Source organism: Paenibacillus sp. SER-28 (genome assembly GCF_052906305.1).
Genome location: NZ_JBRECM010000004.1, coordinates 22068 through 40722, shown reverse-complemented (window position 1 = coordinate 40722; position 18655 = coordinate 22068). Strand labels below are relative to the sequence as shown.

The 18655-nt window shown below is 48.7% G+C and carries 18 protein-coding genes; 13 read left to right on the top strand and 5 right to left on the bottom strand.

What is annotated here, in order from left to right; translation table 11 throughout:
- Positions 1-80: 80 nt before the first annotated feature.
- The 8 genes from kduI (at position 81) to ACUYLD_RS12670 (ending at position 8689) form a co-directional block, all read left to right on the top strand.
- Positions 81-911 (top strand): 5-dehydro-4-deoxy-D-glucuronate isomerase, encoded by an 831-nt coding sequence (gene kduI, locus ACUYLD_RS12705; protein ID WP_061831956.1) that lies wholly within the window; start codon positions 81-83, stop codon positions 909-911.
- Positions 912-990: 79 nt separating this feature from the next.
- Entirely contained in the window at positions 991-1635 is a 645-nt protein-coding gene (locus ACUYLD_RS12700; RefSeq protein WP_025683172.1) for a bifunctional 2-keto-4-hydroxyglutarate aldolase/2-keto-3-deoxy-6-phosphogluconate aldolase, read from the top strand.
- A gap of 49 nt (positions 1636-1684) precedes the next feature.
- Positions 1685-2461 carry a 2-dehydro-3-deoxy-D-gluconate 5-dehydrogenase KduD gene (gene kduD / locus ACUYLD_RS12695; RefSeq protein ID WP_061831955.1) on the top strand — a complete coding sequence of 259 codons (777 nt, stop codon included), beginning with the start codon at positions 1685-1687 and terminating at the stop codon, positions 2459-2461.
- 246 nt (positions 2462-2707) lie between these two features.
- Positions 2708-3946, top strand: coding sequence for a CynX/NimT family MFS transporter (locus ACUYLD_RS12690; RefSeq protein ID WP_446675209.1), 1239 nt, complete (start codon positions 2708-2710; stop codon positions 3944-3946).
- Positions 3927-5078 carry a winged helix-turn-helix domain-containing protein gene (locus tag ACUYLD_RS12685; protein WP_446675208.1) on the top strand — a complete coding sequence of 384 codons (1152 nt, stop codon included), beginning with the start codon at positions 3927-3929 and terminating at the stop codon, positions 5076-5078. Before ACUYLD_RS12690 ends, ACUYLD_RS12685 begins: the two co-directional genes overlap by 20 nt.
- 93 nt (positions 5079-5171) lie before the next feature.
- Positions 5172-6533, top strand: coding sequence for an MFS transporter (locus ACUYLD_RS12680; RefSeq protein WP_446675207.1), 1362 nt, complete (start codon positions 5172-5174; stop codon positions 6531-6533).
- A 62-nt stretch (positions 6534-6595) separates the two neighbouring features.
- Positions 6596-7186, top strand: coding sequence for a GNAT family N-acetyltransferase (locus ACUYLD_RS12675; RefSeq protein ID WP_039271765.1), 591 nt, complete (start codon positions 6596-6598; stop codon positions 7184-7186).
- Positions 7187-7501: 315 nt separating this feature from the next.
- Positions 7502-8689, top strand: coding sequence for a cation:proton antiporter (locus ACUYLD_RS12670; RefSeq protein WP_446675206.1), 1188 nt, complete (start codon positions 7502-7504; stop codon positions 8687-8689).
- Between the two features lie 119 nt (positions 8690-8808).
- Here the strand turns inward: ACUYLD_RS12670 and ACUYLD_RS12665 are convergent, their stop codons facing one another.
- Entirely contained in the window at positions 8809-9444 is a 636-nt protein-coding gene (locus ACUYLD_RS12665) for an NAD(P)-dependent oxidoreductase (protein ID WP_209947693.1), read from the bottom strand.
- Between the two features lie 260 nt (positions 9445-9704).
- Here ACUYLD_RS12665 and ACUYLD_RS12660 point away from each other — a divergent pair, with 260 nt between their 5' ends.
- From ACUYLD_RS12660 to ACUYLD_RS12645, 4 genes are all read left to right on the top strand, one after another.
- The gene (locus ACUYLD_RS12660) at positions 9705-10658 is read left to right on the top strand and encodes an alpha/beta hydrolase (RefSeq protein WP_446675205.1); all 954 of its coding nucleotides are present in this window, start codon (positions 9705-9707) and stop codon (positions 10656-10658) included.
- A 207-nt stretch (positions 10659-10865) separates the two neighbouring features.
- A complete protein-coding gene (locus tag ACUYLD_RS12655) occupies positions 10866-11423 on the top strand; it encodes a glycerol-3-phosphate responsive antiterminator (protein ID WP_023990856.1) in 558 nt (185 codons plus the stop codon).
- A 57-nt stretch (positions 11424-11480) separates the two neighbouring features.
- Positions 11481-12971, top strand: a complete 1491-nt coding sequence (glpK, locus tag ACUYLD_RS12650; protein ID WP_440723254.1) for a glycerol kinase GlpK — start codon at positions 11481-11483, stop codon at positions 12969-12971.
- 228 nt (positions 12972-13199) lie between these two features.
- Positions 13200-14903 (top strand): glycerol-3-phosphate dehydrogenase/oxidase, encoded by a 1704-nt coding sequence (locus ACUYLD_RS12645; RefSeq protein WP_446675331.1) that lies wholly within the window; start codon positions 13200-13202, stop codon positions 14901-14903.
- A 116-nt stretch (positions 14904-15019) separates the two neighbouring features.
- Here ACUYLD_RS12645 and ACUYLD_RS12640 read toward each other — a convergent pair whose 3' ends face one another.
- A complete protein-coding gene (locus ACUYLD_RS12640) occupies positions 15020-15697 on the bottom strand; it encodes a CidB/LrgB family autolysis modulator (protein WP_061830543.1) in 678 nt (225 codons plus the stop codon).
- On the bottom strand, positions 15694-16065 hold the full coding sequence (locus tag ACUYLD_RS12635; RefSeq protein ID WP_013312485.1) for a CidA/LrgA family protein: 372 nt from the start codon (positions 16063-16065) through the stop codon (positions 15694-15696). Before ACUYLD_RS12635 ends, ACUYLD_RS12640 begins: the two co-directional genes overlap by 4 nt.
- A 131-nt stretch (positions 16066-16196) precedes the next feature.
- On the opposite strand from ACUYLD_RS12635, the gene cidR reads away from it, so the two are divergent.
- Positions 16197-17096: a cidABC operon transcriptional activator CidR gene (cidR, locus tag ACUYLD_RS12630; RefSeq protein WP_446675204.1), complete on the top strand. Its 900-nt coding sequence runs from the start codon at positions 16197-16199 to the stop codon at positions 17094-17096.
- 106 nt (positions 17097-17202) lie between these two features.
- Here the strand turns inward: cidR and ACUYLD_RS12625 are convergent, their stop codons facing one another.
- A complete protein-coding gene (locus ACUYLD_RS12625) occupies positions 17203-17376 on the bottom strand; it encodes an aspartyl-phosphate phosphatase Spo0E family protein (protein ID WP_013312483.1) in 174 nt (57 codons plus the stop codon).
- A gap of 134 nt (positions 17377-17510) precedes the next feature.
- On the bottom strand, positions 17511-18587 hold the full coding sequence (locus ACUYLD_RS12620; protein WP_254328160.1) for a GGDEF domain-containing protein: 1077 nt from the start codon (positions 18585-18587) through the stop codon (positions 17511-17513).
- Positions 18588-18655 lie beyond the last annotated feature (68 nt).

The following is an 18655-nucleotide window of genomic DNA, read 5'->3' as shown; positions in this document are numbered from 1 at the left end:
AGCTAAGAAGTAGAGTTAGAAACCGCTTTTATAACAATTCCGTTGATAAAAAAGTTTATCTAAACAGGAGGAATGTTTTTATGGAAATGCGTTATTCAACTCATCCCGAACATGCCAAGCATTTTACGACTGAAGAGTTGCGTCAGCACTATTTGATCCAGGAACTGTTTGTACCTGAGGAGGTAAAGCTGGTCTATACGCATGAAGATCGTGTCATTATCGGGGGCATTTATCCCGTGAATAAATCTGTTGCGCTGGAAGGTAACGATCAAATCAAAGCAGAAACTTTCCTGGAGCGCCGCGAACTGGGCATTTTTAATGTCGGCGGCAGCGGTACGGTCAAGGTGGATGGTGAAACTTACGAGCTGGCCACAAAAGACTGTCTCTATGTAGGCAGAGGGGGCAAGGAGTTGATCTTTGAAAGCGATTCCAGTGAAAAGCCTGCGAAATTTTATATCGTTTCGGCCCTGGCTCATACCACGTATCCGACGACGAAGCAGTCTTTTGCCGATGTACCGTCTGAAAGTCTGGGTTCGCAGGAAACAGCTAACAACCGTACGTTGCGTCGCTTTATCCATGATGAAGGCATTCAAAGTTGCCAATTGGTTATGGGGATGACGACGTTGGAGAACGGCAGTGTGTGGAACTCCATGCCGACACATGTTCATGACCGTCGGATGGAAGTGTATTTCTACTTTGAACTGGATGAGAATGCGAGAATGTTCCACCTGATGGGTGAACCGAACGAAACGCGCCATCTGGTGATGAAAAATGATGAAGCCGTTATTTCTCCACCTTGGTCTATCCACTGCGGTGCGGCTACGGGCAGCTATACCTTCATTTGGGGCATGGCCGGTGAAAATAAAACATATAAAGACATGGATCAGGTTGCCATGAGCGAGTTGCGTTAATCCAATCAGTGTATTGGAGCGTGAACCTGCAAGTGGCTGAGGGTACATGGTCATCCCATTCGTGGAAAGGATCAGGAACATGACGAAAAAGAAAGTTTTGGAACATATCACTTCAGTAGGTGTCGTCGCAGTCATTCGGGGAAACACGGCGGAGGAAGCATATCTAATGTCTAAAGCCTGCATTGAAGGCGGCTTGGATAATATTGAGCTTACGTTTACGACGCCGGATGCGGATCAGGTCATTCGAAGATTGAGAGACGAATTTAAGGATCGGGCAGTGATTGGTGCAGGAACGGTACTGGAGTCACTGACGGCAAGAATTGCTATTCTAGCCGGAGCAGAGTTTGTCGTGAGTCCTTCTTTTGAAGAAGAAACAGCGAAGCTATGCAATTTGTACGCGATTCCTTATATGCCCGGCTGTATGACGCTGAATGAGATTAAGGAAGCCATGAAATTGGGTAGCGATGTCGTGAAGTTGTTCCCAGGCAGTGCGATGGGGGCGGACTTTGTTAAGGCTGTCAGAGGTCCAATGCCTCATGTACAGATTATGCCAACTGGTGGCGTTGATCTGGACAATATGGAAACCTGGCTGCGTAACGGATGTGTAGCCGTGGGAATTGGGGGTAATTTGACGGCTCCAGCCAAGGAAGGTCGCTACGACTTGATCACAGAAAATGCAGCACGTTATGTAGCTAAATATAAGGAAGTACGCGCAGCGCTATAGGCTTCAGGAATTATAGGTTTTTATACTAATTTGTGATGGAGGCGTAGGCATGGGTCTGGACAATTTTTCATTGGATTTTTTCAGTCTAAAAGGTAAAACGGCGATTGTAACAGGAGGCAACACTGGTTTGGGTCAAGGATATTCCGTAGCTTTGGCCAAAGCAGGTGCAAATCTGTTCATTGTAGCTAACAATGATGAATATGAAGAAACAAGACGTTTGCTGGAGCCAACGGGTGTGAAGGTTGCCTTTTATCAGGCTGATCTGACAGAGAAAGAATCCATTAAGAAAATTGTAGAAGAATGCGTCAATGAATTCGGTAAAATTGATATCCTTGTAAACAATGCAGGTACGATTCGTCGCGCCCCTCTGCTGGAGTATAAAGATGAGGATTGGGACGCTGTCATGGAGATTAACCTGAATGCCGTATATCACCTGAGCCAGGAAGTGGCAAAGGTGATGGTAGAGCAAAAAAGCGGGAAGATTATCAATGTCGCTTCTATGCTTGCTTTTCAGGGTGGCAAATTCGTTCCGCCGTATACAGCGAGCAAGCATGCGGTAGCTGGTTTGACCAAGGCATTTGCGAATGAGCTGGCGGTTCATAACGTTCAGATTAATGCGATTGCGCCGGGTTATATTGCTACGGCAAATACAGCTCCAATCCGTGCGGATGAAAGTCGCAATCAAGAAATCTTGTCGCGTATTCCTGCGGGTCGTTGGGGCGATCCGTCTGATTTGATGGGAGTTGTGGTTTTCCTCGCTAGTCAGGGTTCCGACTACATGAACGGTCATATCTTGGCGGTGGACGGCGGCTGGCTGGTACGTTAAGCAGCGCTGGTCGCATCGAAGTTTATGAACTGAAAGCTGCCTCAAAAGGAAACTATCCTTTCAGGCAGCTTTTATTTTTTAATGAAGCTATATGCTGAACTTGAAGACTTGGAGCGCTGTTTCGATCCGTCCTATGCATATGGCACGAATGCCTTTATAATTTAATGAGATAAAAATTGCTAGGCTCCAACCGTACACTTGGTTGGAGCCTTTGAGCATAACACAGATAGATAGGAGAATGGAGAGATGAGTTCACAGCAACACCAACGAGCTTTGGTATACAAATCTTTGTGGCATGCCGGTCCTTGGGTGCTTGCCATAGGGATCATTCTGGTAGGTGCCAATCTGCGCGCCTCGATTACCTCGGTAGGACCTCTTATCGGTTTGATTAAGGATTCTTTGCATATTTCGAATACACTGAGTGGCCTATTAACGACATTGCCGTTGCTGGCTTTTGCCCTGTTGTCGCCTTTTGTAGCTAAACTGTCGCGCCGCTTCGGGTCATCTCTTATTATTTTTGCAGCCTTGCTGCTGTTGACCGCAGGTATTGTGGTGCGCTCAACGCTGGGGGTGACCGCATTATTTGTCGGGACCGCCATGCTGGGACTGGCTATTGCCGTGTGTAATGTGTTGCTGCCCAGTCTGATCAAAGAGGAGTTTCCTCGCAACAGCGGACTGATGACCGGCGTATACTCAGTATCCATGAATGTGGTTGCTGCAACAGCATCCGGGCTGAGTATACCGCTGGCTCTGAACGGAGGTATGGGCTGGCGCGGTGCTTTGGGAATATGGGCGATTGTAGGTGTCGTAGGAATCTTACTCTGGGTGCCCCAACTCCTTAAGGCCCGCAAAACAGCCAATAAAGCGGCAGTGTCCGCGCGAACCGTGAATGTGTATACATCGTCTTTGGCTTGGAAGGTGACGCTGTTTATGGGGCTGCAATCTGCCCTGTTCTATGTTCCTGCCGCTTGGTTTCCCGAAATGATGAGCGGACAGGGGATGGATTCAGAGACTGCGGGATGGATGCTGTCCGCGCTGCAGTTTTCACAAATGCCATTTACTTTTATTGTGCCTATTTGGGCAGCGCGGGTGAAGGATCAGCGGGTATTGGTTCTAATTATGGCTGCGCTGTATTTTATCGGTTTGGGTGGATTTCTGCTTGGGGCTACACAGTGGAGTGTGATTTGGGTCATTTGTATCGGTATAGCGGGTGGTTTTGCTTTCCCGTTAGTGATGATGTTCTTTAATCTGCGGACGCGGACACCGCAGCAGGCAGCAGAGCTGTCTGGTATGGCACAATCCTTTGGTTATTTGCTAGCAGCAACAGGACCGACGCTGTTCGGTTATCTGCATGATGCGACGCAAGGCTGGACAATCCCGCTGCTGCTGCTCTTGTGTCTGAGTGTGTTGCTTATGTTTATAGGGCTGGGTGCAGCTAAGAAACGATATGTCGGAGGCGAGGTGGATGATCAGGCTGCAATTTGATGCAGATGGCTACAGTGTGGTCTGTAATGCAGATCGTGTTATGTTGTTGGCTAAAGAATTTGCGCTGTTGCGCTTTCTGTACGATAACCGGAATCAGGTGTTCACCCGGGAACAACTGCTGGATCGTGTGTGGCCGCTGGAGTATCCGGTGGAACGTACGGTGGATGATCATATCTATAGATTGCGCAAAAAACTTAAGTCATGGGGTGGGCTCCGTATTCATACGGTCAGAGGGTATGGCTACAGCTTGACCTTGACTGACGTGCAGCCACAGAATCATCCGTCCTTGCTCGATCAGGAGGTGCAGGACGCCGTACATGGACTTTTCCGGAAATACCAGCTGTTGGGGCAGGGGAATTCCATCGTAGCGCTGGCTGCCCAGCAGGAGCAGATGGGTTTTCAAATGTCCGCCTTTTATCAAATGTATACCCGTTTTGTACAGGCGGATGTGTCCTGGTTCTTGGAGCGGGAGGATTTTGCCCCTGTAGACCGATTGTATTGGATGTTGCTGCTATTTACGGGCACAGCAGGGGTAACGGATGAGGGGATTGCTCTATGTGAGTGTGCGCTTTCCAGCAGGTTGCTGTCCAGTGAACAGGAACGGGAATTACGCATTCTCAACATCTTGGAGGCTTATGTGGAAAATGGAGAACCTGAACGCGCACAGGAAGGTCTACCACTAACCTTGAGGGTAATGGAACGGGATAATCTCGATAAATTTGTGATGCCTGTTGCACTGATGAAGATGTACATGCATCTGGTTTCCAATCATATGGAAAAGGCTGCGGAACTGTCTGATCGTCTGGAAGGCATGCTGTCGGAGGCTCCATATTTACGCGAACTGGGCCGTTATCGCATGATGTGCGGACTTATGCTTTTGCGTACTGGAGATGTGAACAACGCCGAGCGGCTTATGGATGAAGGGCTGGATACCCTTGATATGGCTAAACAGGAATTGCTAAAAATCAAAGTGGTCTGCCAAATCCGCGGTTTTTTGAAGCTCTGTGGCACCTATCCCACGCTGGAAGAGAAATATGCGGCTCAATATGATCGGCTTGACCGGGACAACAGTTTAACACTGCATCGTCAGGCGCTAAGGCGCTGGTTGGAGCAAACACTTTCTGTTGTCTGATGTTTTTAGCTGTCTGATTTTCCTCTGATATAGACCCGCTAGAATGTTCTTATTGCTAAAAGAAGCTGAAAATGAGAGCAGGGTGAGTAGATAATGAAGGAAAAGAAAGAACTGCAATCCACGCCTAGCATTTGGCGCAATGGCCGTTTTCGGCGGATGTTTGCGGCGCACACGGCTGCCTCCTTTGGCGATTGGTTTGATGCTATCGCCATTCAGGTGCTCGTTGCCTATCGCTGGGAAGCCGACCCTATGATGATTGCGCTGATTCCGGTAGTGATGGCCCTACCGGGTCTGCTGCTGGGTTCCATCGCGGGCACGTTAGCCGACCGGGTGCACAAGGCCCAGCTGATGATCGTCTGCGATGCAGCTATTGCCTTATTGACGCTGGCGATTCTCGCCGTCCCGGGCCCGGCGTGGCTGCTGCCTTTGCTCGGTCTGCGCGCGGCGGCTGGCGTATTCCAAATGCCTTCACAGCAAGGTTTGACCCGCACGGTAGTCGCCAGCGACGACCTGTTTCGGGCGACCTCACTAAATGGGCTGGTCAATCAGGCCTCCAAAGTGGCGGGGCCATTACTGGGCGCTATGACCTTGACTGTGTTGTCCCCTCAGGCATGCATTATTCTCAATGCATTGCTGCGTCTCTGTTCCGGCCTGTTGCTGTGGCCGCTGCGGGGAATCGGTCCCACGCTGGTCAGCACAGACCAACAAGCAGTTGCAGCTGGGCAGCAAGGAAAGTCGGCTGCGCATACAGCGCCTGAGGCTGATGAAGCCAAAATGCGGGAGGAGCATGTCCACGCATCTCGTTTTTTCAACCAATGGCGCGAGGGCTGGGCGTTCTTATGGCGCAGTCGAATGCTTTTGCATACGCTTATATTCGGACTTTTCGGCTTGATCGCCATTCTCATGATCGACTACCAGTTCCCTACATTGCTGCGAGTGCTCGCTCCGGGTAATGAATCACTGCTTGGCTGGCTGGTTTCAGCCATTGGTGCTGGCGCCGTCGGCTGCATGCTTGTGCTTAATCGCTTGAATCGCATAAGCGCAGGCTGGGGGCTCGGTGGTGGATATGTGCTGGTTGGCGGAGCTATTGCTGCTTTAGGCTGGGCACAACCCGGAACAGGATTGCCCGTACTGCTTATGATCGGGGCCGTGCTGGGCGTGGGCAACGGCCTGTACATTATCACCCAGAATTATATATTACAAGCCAAAACCCCTGCTGATATGGTGGGGCGCGTCTTTGGTATCCAAAGTACCGTGATTGGAGCAATCATGGTCGTTTGCCCGCTTGCAGGGGGAGTATTAATCCGAATAGCAGGGGCGGGAACGGCTTTTGTCTGGATCGGGATGACTGTTGGAATCTTGGGTTTGGCAGGCCTGCTGCTTCAATCCGTAATTTGGCGCGAGTCCCTCGCTGATTCTAGCCTGACTACGGAGCAAAATGCAGACCTTGCGTAGTCAAACTTGCGCAATAATTTGCTTTGATTTTCGTCATTTATATTATTAGCATGGGAGAGATCATGATGACTCAACAAACTTCAGCCTCAGAGCCTGTGGCACGGTTACTTGAAGGATCACGGGTGTACTTGCGTCCCGTTAACGTAGAGGACACCGAGCTATACTATAATACATTGTTCCATCAGGATGTGCGGAGGCTGACAGGCACACAACGCAGCTTTACCAAGGATCAAATTGCCCGTTATATTGAAGCTAAAGGACAGGACACCTCAAGCCTGTTGCTGTTGATTGCGCTTATCGAAGATGATCGTGTCATTGGGGATATAGCCCTGCAGGATATGGACAGCCTAAACCGCAGTGCCAACATCCGTATTGCGATCAATGAGCAGGGAAATCAGGGGAAAGGCTACGGCACCGAAGCGCTTGTACTCATGCTGGGTTACGGATTCGGTATCTGTAATCTGCATCGGATTGAGCTGAATGTATTTGATTTTAATGAACGCGCCATTCGTTGCTATGAAAAAGTAGGCTTTCAGCGTGAAGGTGTGCAGCGGGATGCTTTATTCTACAATTATGAATACCATGATTCGATTCTGATGAGTATGCTGGACCACGAATACCGCGACCGCTATGTGAAAAAAACAGAAAATTGATTCAACACGTTTACACGGGTTTGCAGAAGAGATATAATTAATAGATAAAATTGCTCGTTTGCGCAAGTATGACCGACAACATTAAAAGAATATATGAATTTACTGGAGGAGCCTGTCACCAAGGCTCCTTTATGTCTTTTTTAGGGGAACCTGTGCTGTATTTCGGGTTTCCCTTTTTATTTTGCGAGCCGTTTGTTTCAGGTCAGACACATATTTTGCACGTTTGTTTAGCATTTTATGATTATCAGTATCTTCAATATTGTGGGTTATGCGCAAATGAGTTCAAGGATTAAATAAAAAGGAGGTTATCAGCCTATGCAATTTATACTATATCTTCTGCTGATTCTACTGTTCACAAAAGTCGCGGGTCATTTGTCCGTCAAGCTCGGTCAACCAGCGGTGTTGGGAAAGCTGATCGCAGGAATTGTCCTGGGCCCAGCCGTATTGGGATGGGTTCAGAATGATTCGCTGATTCATGATATGTCTGAAATCGGCGTGCTGCTGCTGATGTTCATTGCTGGACTGGAGACGGATCTGGATCAACTTCGGCGTAACTGGAAGCCTGCGGTAGCTGTGGCGGTTGGAGGTATTATTTTACCGTTAATTTGCGGTTTTGGTGTAGGGGAAGCCTTTGGATTCTCGGTGCATGAAGGCTGGTTTCTAGGAATTATTCTGAGTGCTACCTCGGTAAGCATTACGGTACAGGTACTCAAGGATATGAATAAGCTGAATACCCGGGAAGGCTCAACCATTTTGGGTGCGGCAGTGCTGGATGATGTGCTTGTCGTGGTGCTGCTAGCGGTAGTAATGAGTATATTCGGTATGGGTGGAGAAACTTCGCTGGGACTTCTTGTTGGCAAAAAGCTAGTTTTCTTCGTCGTAGCTATTCTGGGGGGCTGGTTCGTTGTTCCATGGATTATGAAAATACTTGCTCCGCTCAAGGTGACTGAAGCGGTCATCACGACTGCGTTGATTATTTGCTTTGGATTTGCGTATTTTGCGGATATGTTGGGGATGGCAGGGATTATCGGAGCCTTTGCGGCCGGGATTGCCATTGCACAAACCAGCTTTAAGCACGCCGTAGAAGAAAAGGTGGAACCCATCGCTTATTCCATTTTTGTTCCTGTATTTTTTGTCAGCATCGGATTAAATGTTTCCTTTGAGGGAGTAGGGCAGCAGCTCGGATTTGTTGTTGTTTTGACACTGATTGCGCTGGTGACAAAGCTAATCGGGGGAGGACTCGGGGCGCGGCTGACGGGCTTCGATAACCGTTCTGCCCTTGCGATTGGCTCCGGGATGATATCTCGCGGCGAGGTCGCACTTATTATCGCAGCTACCGGTCTACAGTCGGGTCTGTTGGCACAGCAATATTTTACATCGGTGATCATTGCCATCATTCTGACGACTTTGGCTTCGCCTCCGATCCTCAAGCTGTGTTTTAGCGATAAGAGGGAGACTTCCGCTCACGATACAGAAAAGAAGGTCAGCACTGACAAGTCATAACGAGAGTATCAACAGGTCATAATAAAAAGACCCTTCGGGTTCAATTTCTCATAGCGTGCAGCATGAGAGAATGGGCGAAGGGTCTTTTTTATGCTAAATGTGCTGCGAGAATACAGTAATTAGGACTCAGATACGACAGTGAAACGTTGGTTCAGATGTTGTGGTTTTTCGATTTCGTCCACTACGGCAACCGCATAATCTTCATAGCTGACATAGCTTGCACCTTTGGAATTAACCAACAGTGTGTCTTTTCCCACTTGGTAAGAGCCTGTGCGTTTACCCAGAGCAAATTCCGCAGAAGGACTAATGAAAGTCCAGTTCAGGTCGCTGGTACCACGCAAAATTTCCAGGTTTTTTCCTTGGTTATTTGCTGTTGGATATACGAAATCAGGGAAGCCGGGAGCATCTTTTACCAAAAGTGTTTGGGATTCGTCAGTGAACAAGCTGCCTGCACCACCTACGACAATCAGGCGAGTACCGGATACATTACGCAGGCCTTCAATTAGTACGTTACCTGCATCGACATGCAGATGCTCTTGTCCGAGTGGAGCGGCAAATGCATTAACGACTACGTCAAAGCCTTTCAGATCATCTGTTTTCAGATCAAAAACGTCTTTTTGTACTACAGTAGCACGATTTTCTGTTACTTTAGCCGAGTCACGGACGATGGCGGTTACTTCATGCCCTCTGTCTAATGCTTCTTTTACGATATTACTTCCTGCTTTACCGGTTGCACCAATAACTGCAATTTTCATAATAGATAGCCTCCTATAAATATGATGTGGATGATTCATTCGTTTGATCGTAAGTGTACCCAGTGCATTTACGAACTTTAATATGTAACTATTATAGTTACAATACAAAATAAAAGTCAAGCTCTTCTGTTGGGCAAACTAAAGTCCTCCGATTGGAAAGAGAGGAACTCGTTTAAATATATAAGGTGAAACTGAATGAGCAAACTTAAGCCATATTGGATATATGTAAACCACAGATAAGAAGGGAAGAGTGAATCGATATGAGTAAAAAAGTACAGCTTGAACCGGCAGCACAGAAATTTGCAGACGATAATGCCAAACCTCCGTTTCTATATGATTTGGGTCCTGAAAAAGGACGTGAAACAGTCAATGAGGTTCAATCTGGTCCAGCAGACAAACCTGCTGCAGATGTAGAAGATCTAACTATTCCAGGTGGGCCTGGCGGTGAGGTAAAGGTCAGAATTGTTCGTCCACAACAAGTGACAAGTGATCTGCCGGTCATTGTATATATTCACGGAGCAGGCTGGGTATTCGGTAATGCCCACACGCATGATCGTCTGATTCGTGAATTGGCAGTCGGCTCACAGGCAGCCGTTGTATTCCCGGAATACAGCTTGTCACCTGAAGCTAAATATCCGACGGCGATTGAGGAAATTTACGCGGTCGTTCAATGGGTGGCACAGCATGGGCGCGAGCATGGACTGAAGCCCGATACGCTGACGATAGCCGGAGACAGTGTCGGCGGTAACATGACCGCGGCCGTAACGCTGCTGGCCAAAGAACGCAGTGGTCCTGCCATCCGGCAGCAGTTGTTATTTTATCCGGTGACGGACGCTTCCTTTGACACGGAATCCTACCAGGAGTTCGCCACAGGATATTTCCTGAGCCGCGAAGGAATGCAATGGTTTTGGGATCAATATACGACAGATCCCAATGAACGAGCGCAGATTACGGCGTCCCCGTTACGTGCCACCACAGAACAGCTCAAAGGGCTACCGCGTGCGCTGGTCATTACAGGCGAGGCCGATGTGCTGCGCGATGAAGGTGAGGCCTATGCGAACAAGCTGCGTGAAGCAGGGGTAGAGGTAACCGCTGCACGCTTTCAGGGCATCATCCACGACTTTGTGATGCTGAACCCATTGTCGGAAACCGCGGCCAAGCGCGGTGCGATCACGCTCGCTACCTCATGGCTGCGCCAAGGGTTTGAGAGCTAGTACACTATGGAGCATTTTAAGGGTGCCATCGTGTGATTTGATCCAGTTCCTTTGAACGATTAGGCTGTCTTCTTCCTGCTGACATCTATTGCAGGGAAGGCAGCCTTTATACATATCTGCAATGAAACCGCTTCACGTTCGTCCAACAGAGTGATAATATAAAATTTGAACGAGTTTGACCGACATTCAGCCTAAAGGGGGATATCCATGCCATTTCAGGGACAACGCATTTTACCTGCAGCTAAGCATATGAAGCAGCTGGAGGGTATTTTGGACAGTTCTTATGAGTATGCTGTTTTTCTGGATACGCATGTAGCGCAGCTGCGCAACCTGTACCAGATGGCTAGAAGTCGCAGCAAGCAAATGCTCCTGCATGCCGATCTGGTGCAAGGCTTGAAGAATGACGAGTATGCGGCTGAATATTTGTGTCAGGAAATTAAGCCATTTGGGATTATTTCGACCCGATCCGGGGTGATTGCAACCGCTAAAAAGAAGGGGATTCTTGCTGTACAGCGGGTGTTCCTGCTCGATACGATTGCGCTGGAAAAAAGCTACGCGCTGGTGGAAAAAACACGACCTGATTATATTGAGGTGCTGCCCGGTGTTGTTCCGCCGATGATTAAGGAGGTCAGCGAGCGCACGGGCATTCCTATTTTGGCGGGCGGACTTATTCGCACCCCTGAGGATGTGGAAGCGGCGTTGGCTGCGGGAGCTACAGCAGTTACGACCTCCAATAAACAACTGTTCGAGCATTATAAGCAATAGCTTTTATTTGAATCAAGTGGGCAACAATACATAAATATGCAAGGAGGCTGGAAAACAATGGAGCAATACATTCTTGCCTTGGATCAGGGCACAACCAGTTCGCGGGCCATCTTGTTTGATCGGCAGGGAAAAGTGGTATACAAGGCACAACGGGAGTTCCCACAGTATTTTCCCCAGCCGGGGTGGGTAGAGCAAAATGCAAATGAGATATGGAGCTCTATTTTGGCCGTCATCGCCTCCTGCTTGTCGGAATCAGGTGTGAAAGCCAGCCAAATTGCCGGGATTGGTATTACGAATCAACGGGAAACCGTAGTGGTGTGGGATAAACATACGGGTCTGCCTGTATATCATGCACTGGTATGGCAGTCACGGCAAACAGCCGGGATCTGCGAGGAATTGAAAAGCCGTGGATTTGATCATATTTTTCATAGCAAAACGGGACTGCTCATTGATCCCTACTTTTCTGGCACCAAGATCAAATGGATACTCGACAACGTCGAAGGGGCACGAGCTCAAGCGGAGCGCGGGGATTTGCTGTTGGGTACGATTGATACCTGGCTAATCTGGAGATTGTCTGGTGGTAAAGCACATGTAACGGACTACTCCAATGCGGCCCGCACACTCATGTACAACATTTATGAGCTAAAATGGGATGAGGAGCTGCTGGATATTCTCGGCGTTCCGGCGTCTATGCTACCAGAGGTGAGATCATCTTCTGAGATATATGCGCATACGGTGGATTATCACTTTTTTGGACAGGAAATTCCTATTGCCGGAGCGGCGGGTGATCAGCAAGCAGCTCTGTTCGGTCAGGGATGCTTTGACAAGGGCATGATTAAAAATACTTACGGTACGGGATGCTTTATGCTGATGAATACCGGAGATGAACCCTGTGACTCGGAGCATGGACTGATTACGACGATTGCATGGGGGCTGAATGGTCAGGTGAAGTATGCGCTGGAGGGCAGCATTTTTGTAGCCGGATCTGCTATTCAGTGGCTGCGTGATGGGTTGCGTATGTTCCGCGAAGCCAAAGATAGTGAAGCGTATGCGGCGCGTGTGACCTCGACGGAAGGGGTATATTTTGTCCCGGCCTTTGTGGGTCTGGGCAGCCCGTATTGGGACAGTGACGTGCGCGGTGCGACATTTGGTTTGACGCGGGGAACGACCAAGGAGCACTTTATACGAGCGGTACTGGAATCGCTGGCCTACCAGACTAAAGATGTCCTAACTGCCATGGCGAGCGATTCGGGTGTACCTGTGCGTTCAATGCGTGTAGATGGAGGTGCAGTGATGAACGAGTTCCTGATGCAGTTCCAGAGCGATATTCTCGATCTGCCTGTAGAACGACCTGCTGTGAACGAGACAACTGCACTCGGTGCGGCGTATTTAGCGGGACTGGCAGTTGGGTTTTGGAGCAGTCTGGATGAAGTCCGGGGATATGCTCAGAGTGATCATACCTTTACTCCGTCCATGAGTGAAGACGTGCGGACTGGGCTTTATGGTGGCTGGAAAAAGGCAGTTCATGCCGCAATGGCGTTCAAGTAGGGATGGTTTTACGATAGAAGTCAGCCATCTGACAACAGGCAGATTTCCCTTTTCATAGCGTATCGTGTGTGCTACGATATAGATAAGTTAATACTCGTCAGGAGACTTGGAGAGACCATGAACCGCTCGGCATCCGCCGCAGCGATGTTCGTGGTCTTTTTTTGTACCTTATGATGATTCAGTTGGCAGATTGCATCGTGAATATATACAAAGCTGGAGGGATACATGATGGGAGAACAGGGATTTGCTGCGCAGGAGAGAACCGCTGTTTTGGAACGTATGGGAGATGAGCATTTTGATATTTTAATCATTGGCGGCGGCATTACAGGGGCGGGGATTGCGCTGGATGCGGCGGATCGTGGTTTGAAGACAGCACTGGTGGAGATGCAGGATTTTGCAGCAGGTACGTCCAGCCGCTCGACCAAGCTAGTGCATGGTGGTCTTCGTTATTTGAAGCAGTTTGAAGTTAAGATGGTAGCCGAGGTCGGGAAGGAGCGGGCCATCGTATTCGAAAATGGTCCACATGTGACCATACCGGAGCGAATGCTGCTTCCTTTTCACAAGGGTGGCACGTTTAACGCATTCACCACCTCTGTTGGGCTGCTAGTATATGATTTCCTTGCTGGTGTTAAGCGTAGTGAGCGCCGTCGTATGCTCGACATCCAGGCTACGCTAGAGCGCGAGCCTTTGCTGAAGCGTGATGGACTGAAGGGGAGCGGCAGCTACGTGGAGTACCGCACAGATGACGCTCGCCTGACGATTGAGGTCATGAAGGAAGCTGTTACACGAGGAGCGCTGGCGGTGAACTATGCCAAGGCTGACAAGCTGCTGTATGACGGCGGACGAATAAGCGGCGCAAGCGTAACGGATCGGGTAACGGGAAAGCCATACGAAATTCGAGCTTCACTGGTTATTAATGCGGCCGGACCATGGGTAGATACGTTGCGGGAAATGGATCGCTCCAAAGAGGGCAAGGTGCTACGCCTGACGAAAGGTATTCACCTGGTGTTCGATGCTGAGCGCTTTCCACTCAAACAGGCAGTGTACTTCGATACACCGGATGGACGCATGGTATTTGCCATCCCACGTGATGGGAAAACCTATGCAGGTACGACCGACACGGTGTATGAAGGGGATACGGCGCATCCTCGGATGACCGCCGAAGATCGGGCCTATGTGCTCCAAGCGATCAACGGAATGTTCCCGGATGTGAAACTGACTGTTACGGATGTAGAATCCAGTTGGGCAGGGGTACGGCCGCTCATTTATGAAGACGGTAAAAGTCCTTCGGAAATTTCACGCAAGGACGAAATTTGGGAATCCCGTTCAGGTCTGATCACGATTGCAGGCGGCAAGCTGACGGGCTACCGGAAAATGTCCGAACTCGTCGTGGATCGTGCGGTACGGGAGCTAGGACGCTTGCACGGGCAAAGCTTCCGGGCATGCCGCACCAGACATATCCCGATTTCGGGCGGCAGTGTAGGCGGCTCAGCGGGCTGGGTCGCGTACGTAGGTAAGCAAACCGCAGCAGGTGTTGCGCTCGGTTTGTCGTCGGATATAGCTAGAGCATGGGCTACTCGCTATGGCTCCAACACAGAGCGGCTGTTTGCCATAGCGGCACGGAGCATGAAGGAGGCTACCGAGCAGGAAGCGGCGCTGCCTGTGGAAGTGCGTGTCCCGCTCCTGTATGCGATGGAACAGGAAATGACGGTGACACCGTCTGATTTTTTCATACGCCGAACCGGGGCGCTGTTCTTCCAGATTGACGAGGTGAAGCGCTGGAAACAGCCCGCCATTGCATTAATGTCCGAACATGCAGGCTGGAGCGCCGCGCAAGAACGACAATATACGGCTGAGCTGGATGCTTACCTGTATGAAGCTGTAACGCCTGTAGAGGTAGAGGCGAAACCCGGCGACGTTAAAGCTATTTGAGGCCGCGAGGGATGTATATCCTTGAGCCGTCCATTGCTTTAAGACATGGACTGAAAGCAAAGAAGCAGCGATTCTTCAATAACAAGAGAATCGCTGCTTCTTTGTATACAAATGGCTTACAGCATCAAGTGGAACAGGAACGGAGCGGCTGCCAAGGTAAAGAGAGCGGCGAGCACCATCGAGATGCTGGATATCGTCCCCGTCAGCGAACTGAACTCGAAGGCTTTGGAAGTGCCAGTACCATGAGCACCGGTACCGAGCAGCACCCCACGTGAGACTTCATTTTCAATACGGAACAGTTTTACAATCATCGGACCAATAATAAGACCGCTCAATCCGGTCAGAATAACGAATACAGCTGTGACCGTCGGATTGCCGCCAATCGTTTGCGATACATTCATCGCAATGGGTGTCGTAATGGAGCGAGGAATCAGGCTGCTCAGCAGCGAAGAATTCAGATGCATCCACTTGGCAAGCGCCATGGAGGACAACACGGCTACAACGGACCCAGACAGCACGCTAAGCACGATTTGTGTAGCATGTTTTTTTAACACAGGGAAATATCGGTACAAAGGGACAGCAAATGCAATCGTAGCTGGCTGTAGCAGCATGGACAGCAAGTGGGCGCCCGAATTATAAGAACGGTAGTTCACACCCGTCAGCGTCAAAATCAAAATGATAACAACAGGTGTAATGAGCAATGGAGACAAATACACCTTGGGCAGTGTGCGGTACATGCGTTTGGCCATCCAGTAAATAGCGAGTGTCAATATAATACATAGAAGACCGGTCATGATGATTTATGCTCCTTTCGTTTACCAAGCAGACTGGCGACCATACCTGTGCAGGCCATCACCAGAAAGGTGCCGAGCAACACGACCAGCATGATGCTCATACCATCGTGTTCCAGCATCGGCCAATAATTCATAACGCCGACAGCGGAGGGAATAAAGAATAATAGCAGCTCGGCCAGCAACCAGTTTGCGCCAACTTCAATCCAGCTTAGCCGGACCAAGCCGGTTTGCAGCAGAATAAAAAGGATCAGCATACCAATGATACTACCGGGTACAGGCAGGTGGAGCCAGGAGACTACCGCGTTCAGGATGAGCGAAAAGGCCATCAGGACGGCGATCTGGAGGACACCGCGTATGAAGCTTTTCATATATAATGGCTCCTATCTTTGAGATCGGTTATTTTCAAACTGTAATGAAATTTTACATCACAAGCTTTCATGAGTAAAATGCATATAAAGAATGTAATCTATTCCGTTTGTCTATGGGAGAAGGTGTAGGTTTGGATATCCGACATTTACAATATTTTTTGGAAGTCGCGCGATTGCGTAGCTTTACAAAGGCAGCCCAGAGCATGTTTATTACCCAGCCGACGATCAGTAAGACGATTAAAAGTCTGGAAGATGAACTGGGGGTCGCTTTGTTCGACCGAATTGGCAAAAGAATCGAACTGACGGATGCGGGAAAGGTAATTGAGCTTCAAGCACAAGCGATTGTAAAGTCCTTTCAGAGCCTGTCCTCGGAGCTGAGTGATTTGATGAACCTGAAAAAAGGACATATCCGTATTGGCTTGCCCCCTATGGTCGGATCGAGCTTTTTTCCGCGTGTCATTGGAGAATTTCATAAGGCATATCCTGATGTGACCATTCAATTATTTGAGGACGGGGCGAAGAAAGTGGAACAGGACGTAGAAGCCGGAGCGTTGGATATCGGGGTGATTGTGCTGCCTGCGGTTGGAGATATGTTTGAGACATTTCTGTTTGTGGAGGAAAAGCTGAATTTGCTCGTTCATCCTACGCATGCATTGGCAGAGTGCAAGGAGGTACCGTTATCTGCGTTAGCGGAGGAGGCGTTTGTACTGTTCCGTGAGGATTTTACGCTGCATGACCGTATCATTGCCGAATGTGTCCGTGCTGGCTTTCAGCCGCGTGTAGTCTACGAAAGCTCACAATGGGATCTGATTAGCGAAATGGTTGCTGCAAATCTGGGGGTAGCTCTGTTGCCGGAGGCCATTTGCCGAGATCTGGATTCTGAGCGCTTGCGTGTTCTTCCATTGGTGGAACCCGTCATTCCTTGGCATTTGGGGATGATCTGGCGGAACGATCGTTATCTGTCCTTTGCCGCCAGAGAATGGATATCGTTCACACAGCAATTGTTGCGGACGGAATATGGCGGGAAGTAGTCAGTCTGCGAGAAGGTGAGTAACGGTGCAGATGTGTACCGAAGGAGGACGAATACTGCTTACATCATAAAAAAGCTGCCCTGAGGGGCAGCGATGTAGCTTGCTTCTATGAGTGTGTTTGGTTTATTGCACGCTTGGTGTGAAGGTACTTGTCCATAATACGGTCAAGTCTGGAGGATTTGTCCAATACACGTTCATCTTTTAATCCGTGTAAGTCAGCCATGCGATTCAGTTCACGGCGTTCTTTTTCCATGAGTTTTTCCAATTGTTCGAGGTTCACAAAGCCCACCCCCCATGTCGATTGTAAGGCATGTCTCCACTAGCGGCAGAAGTTTTTTTGATAACGATGTTATTTCCATTTTACCACTTTTTATTAACAATAATCCAGCTTTCCTGACATTTAGCGACTAATATCTATGGTTTTGCTAGTTTCACCTGATTGCGTCCTGAACGCTTAGCTTCATATAATGCCTCATCTGACTTTTCCAGTAAGTGCCTCGATGCAATGACAGGTGAACTGCCTGCTCCGATGGATACGGTTAGAGAGATCGAGGTTCCGTCATTCAAAAGGAAACGTTCATTTTCCACAGCTTTCCGAATTTTTTCGGCAAAGCTTGCTGCTTTCTGACTATCACAATTTCCAATCAGAATGGCAAATTCCTCTCCGCCCTTACGGGAGGGGTACGCCCTCGTTGTAGATTCCCGGGTTAACAGCATTCCCAATTGGCTTAAGACGGTATCTCCGTTCAAATGACCATACGTATCATTAATATTTTTAAAGTGGTCAATATCCAGCATCACGAGTCCAAAGGGTTGTTTTGTAGTCTTGGAAGTATGAAAGACCTCTTCAAATAGCGCATCGAAAGCACGTGGACTGTAGAGTCCGGTTAAATGATCCCGATTTGCAGCTTCTTCCAGCAGATGAACAGCCCGTTCTGTTTTTTTGATATAGGACATCATAAAATAAGTGAACAGGCCGCCAAGCAACTTAACAGTTGTGATTATTATAATAGATTCATTATCAGGAGGGTTAACTACAAAGAAAGTAGATAACAACGACACTACAGCAGCTCCAAGTACGGCCGACATCCACTTGCGGAGTGTTAGGCTTTTTTCTCGAATAAAGATAAGTGAAATGCCCAATGTCATGAAACAATTGACGGTAGCAGTCAGAGAAACATCTGTCCAACCACCTGTGATGTAAATACGGTACAGGCTTATGATCAAGGTGGTCAGCAGACCGGATACCGATCCTCCCATATAAACAGATATGATAATCGCCAATTGGCGCAGATCGACCACAAAGTGCCCACGGACCCATAAACCGGTCATCATTAACAGAATGCCAAACAGACCCAGCATTAAACCGTTCATTACCCGATAAATGAATATATGTTTTTTTAGGTAACGTTCATATTTCCGGAAAAATAAATTTCCAAAGAATAAGAAGCTTGTTAATAACGCAAAATTGTTAATTAATTCTTTTAACATATCCCTATCCTTTATGCTGTAATGAGAGTTGTAGTATCGTGGAGAATAAAGCAAAAGGCCTCGTTTCT

Excerpts from the sequence above, each read along its gene's own strand:
- kduI (WP_061831956.1), top strand. The coding sequence starts at position 81 with ATGGAAATGCGTTATTCAACTCATCCCGAACATGCCAAGCATTTTACG.
- ACUYLD_RS12700 (WP_025683172.1), top strand. The coding sequence starts at position 991 with ATGACGAAAAAGAAAGTTTTGGAACATATCACTTCAGTAGGTGTCGTC.
- kduD (WP_061831955.1), top strand. The coding sequence starts at position 1,685 with ATGGGTCTGGACAATTTTTCATTGGATTTTTTCAGTCTAAAAGGTAAA.
- ACUYLD_RS12690 (WP_446675209.1), top strand. The coding sequence starts at position 2,708 with ATGAGTTCACAGCAACACCAACGAGCTTTGGTATACAAATCTTTGTGG.
- ACUYLD_RS12685 (WP_446675208.1), top strand. The coding sequence starts at position 3,927 with ATGATCAGGCTGCAATTTGATGCAGATGGCTACAGTGTGGTCTGTAAT.
- ACUYLD_RS12680 (WP_446675207.1), top strand. The coding sequence starts at position 5,172 with ATGAAGGAAAAGAAAGAACTGCAATCCACGCCTAGCATTTGGCGCAAT.
- ACUYLD_RS12675 (WP_039271765.1), top strand. The coding sequence starts at position 6,596 with ATGATGACTCAACAAACTTCAGCCTCAGAGCCTGTGGCACGGTTACTT.
- ACUYLD_RS12670 (WP_446675206.1), top strand. The coding sequence starts at position 7,502 with ATGCAATTTATACTATATCTTCTGCTGATTCTACTGTTCACAAAAGTC.
- ACUYLD_RS12665 (WP_209947693.1), bottom strand. The coding sequence starts at position 9,444 with ATGAAAATTGCAGTTATTGGTGCAACCGGTAAAGCAGGAAGTAATATC.
- ACUYLD_RS12660 (WP_446675205.1), top strand. The coding sequence starts at position 9,705 with ATGAGTAAAAAAGTACAGCTTGAACCGGCAGCACAGAAATTTGCAGAC.
- ACUYLD_RS12655 (WP_023990856.1), top strand. The coding sequence starts at position 10,866 with ATGCCATTTCAGGGACAACGCATTTTACCTGCAGCTAAGCATATGAAG.
- glpK (WP_440723254.1), top strand. The coding sequence starts at position 11,481 with ATGGAGCAATACATTCTTGCCTTGGATCAGGGCACAACCAGTTCGCGG.
- ACUYLD_RS12645 (WP_446675331.1), top strand. The coding sequence starts at position 13,200 with ATGGGAGAACAGGGATTTGCTGCGCAGGAGAGAACCGCTGTTTTGGAA.
- ACUYLD_RS12640 (WP_061830543.1), bottom strand. The coding sequence starts at position 15,697 with ATGACCGGTCTTCTATGTATTATATTGACACTCGCTATTTACTGGATG.
- ACUYLD_RS12635 (WP_013312485.1), bottom strand. The coding sequence starts at position 16,065 with ATGAAAAGCTTCATACGCGGTGTCCTCCAGATCGCCGTCCTGATGGCC.
- ACUYLD_RS12620 (WP_254328160.1), bottom strand. The coding sequence starts at position 18,587 with ATGTTAAAAGAATTAATTAACAATTTTGCGTTATTAACAAGCTTCTTA.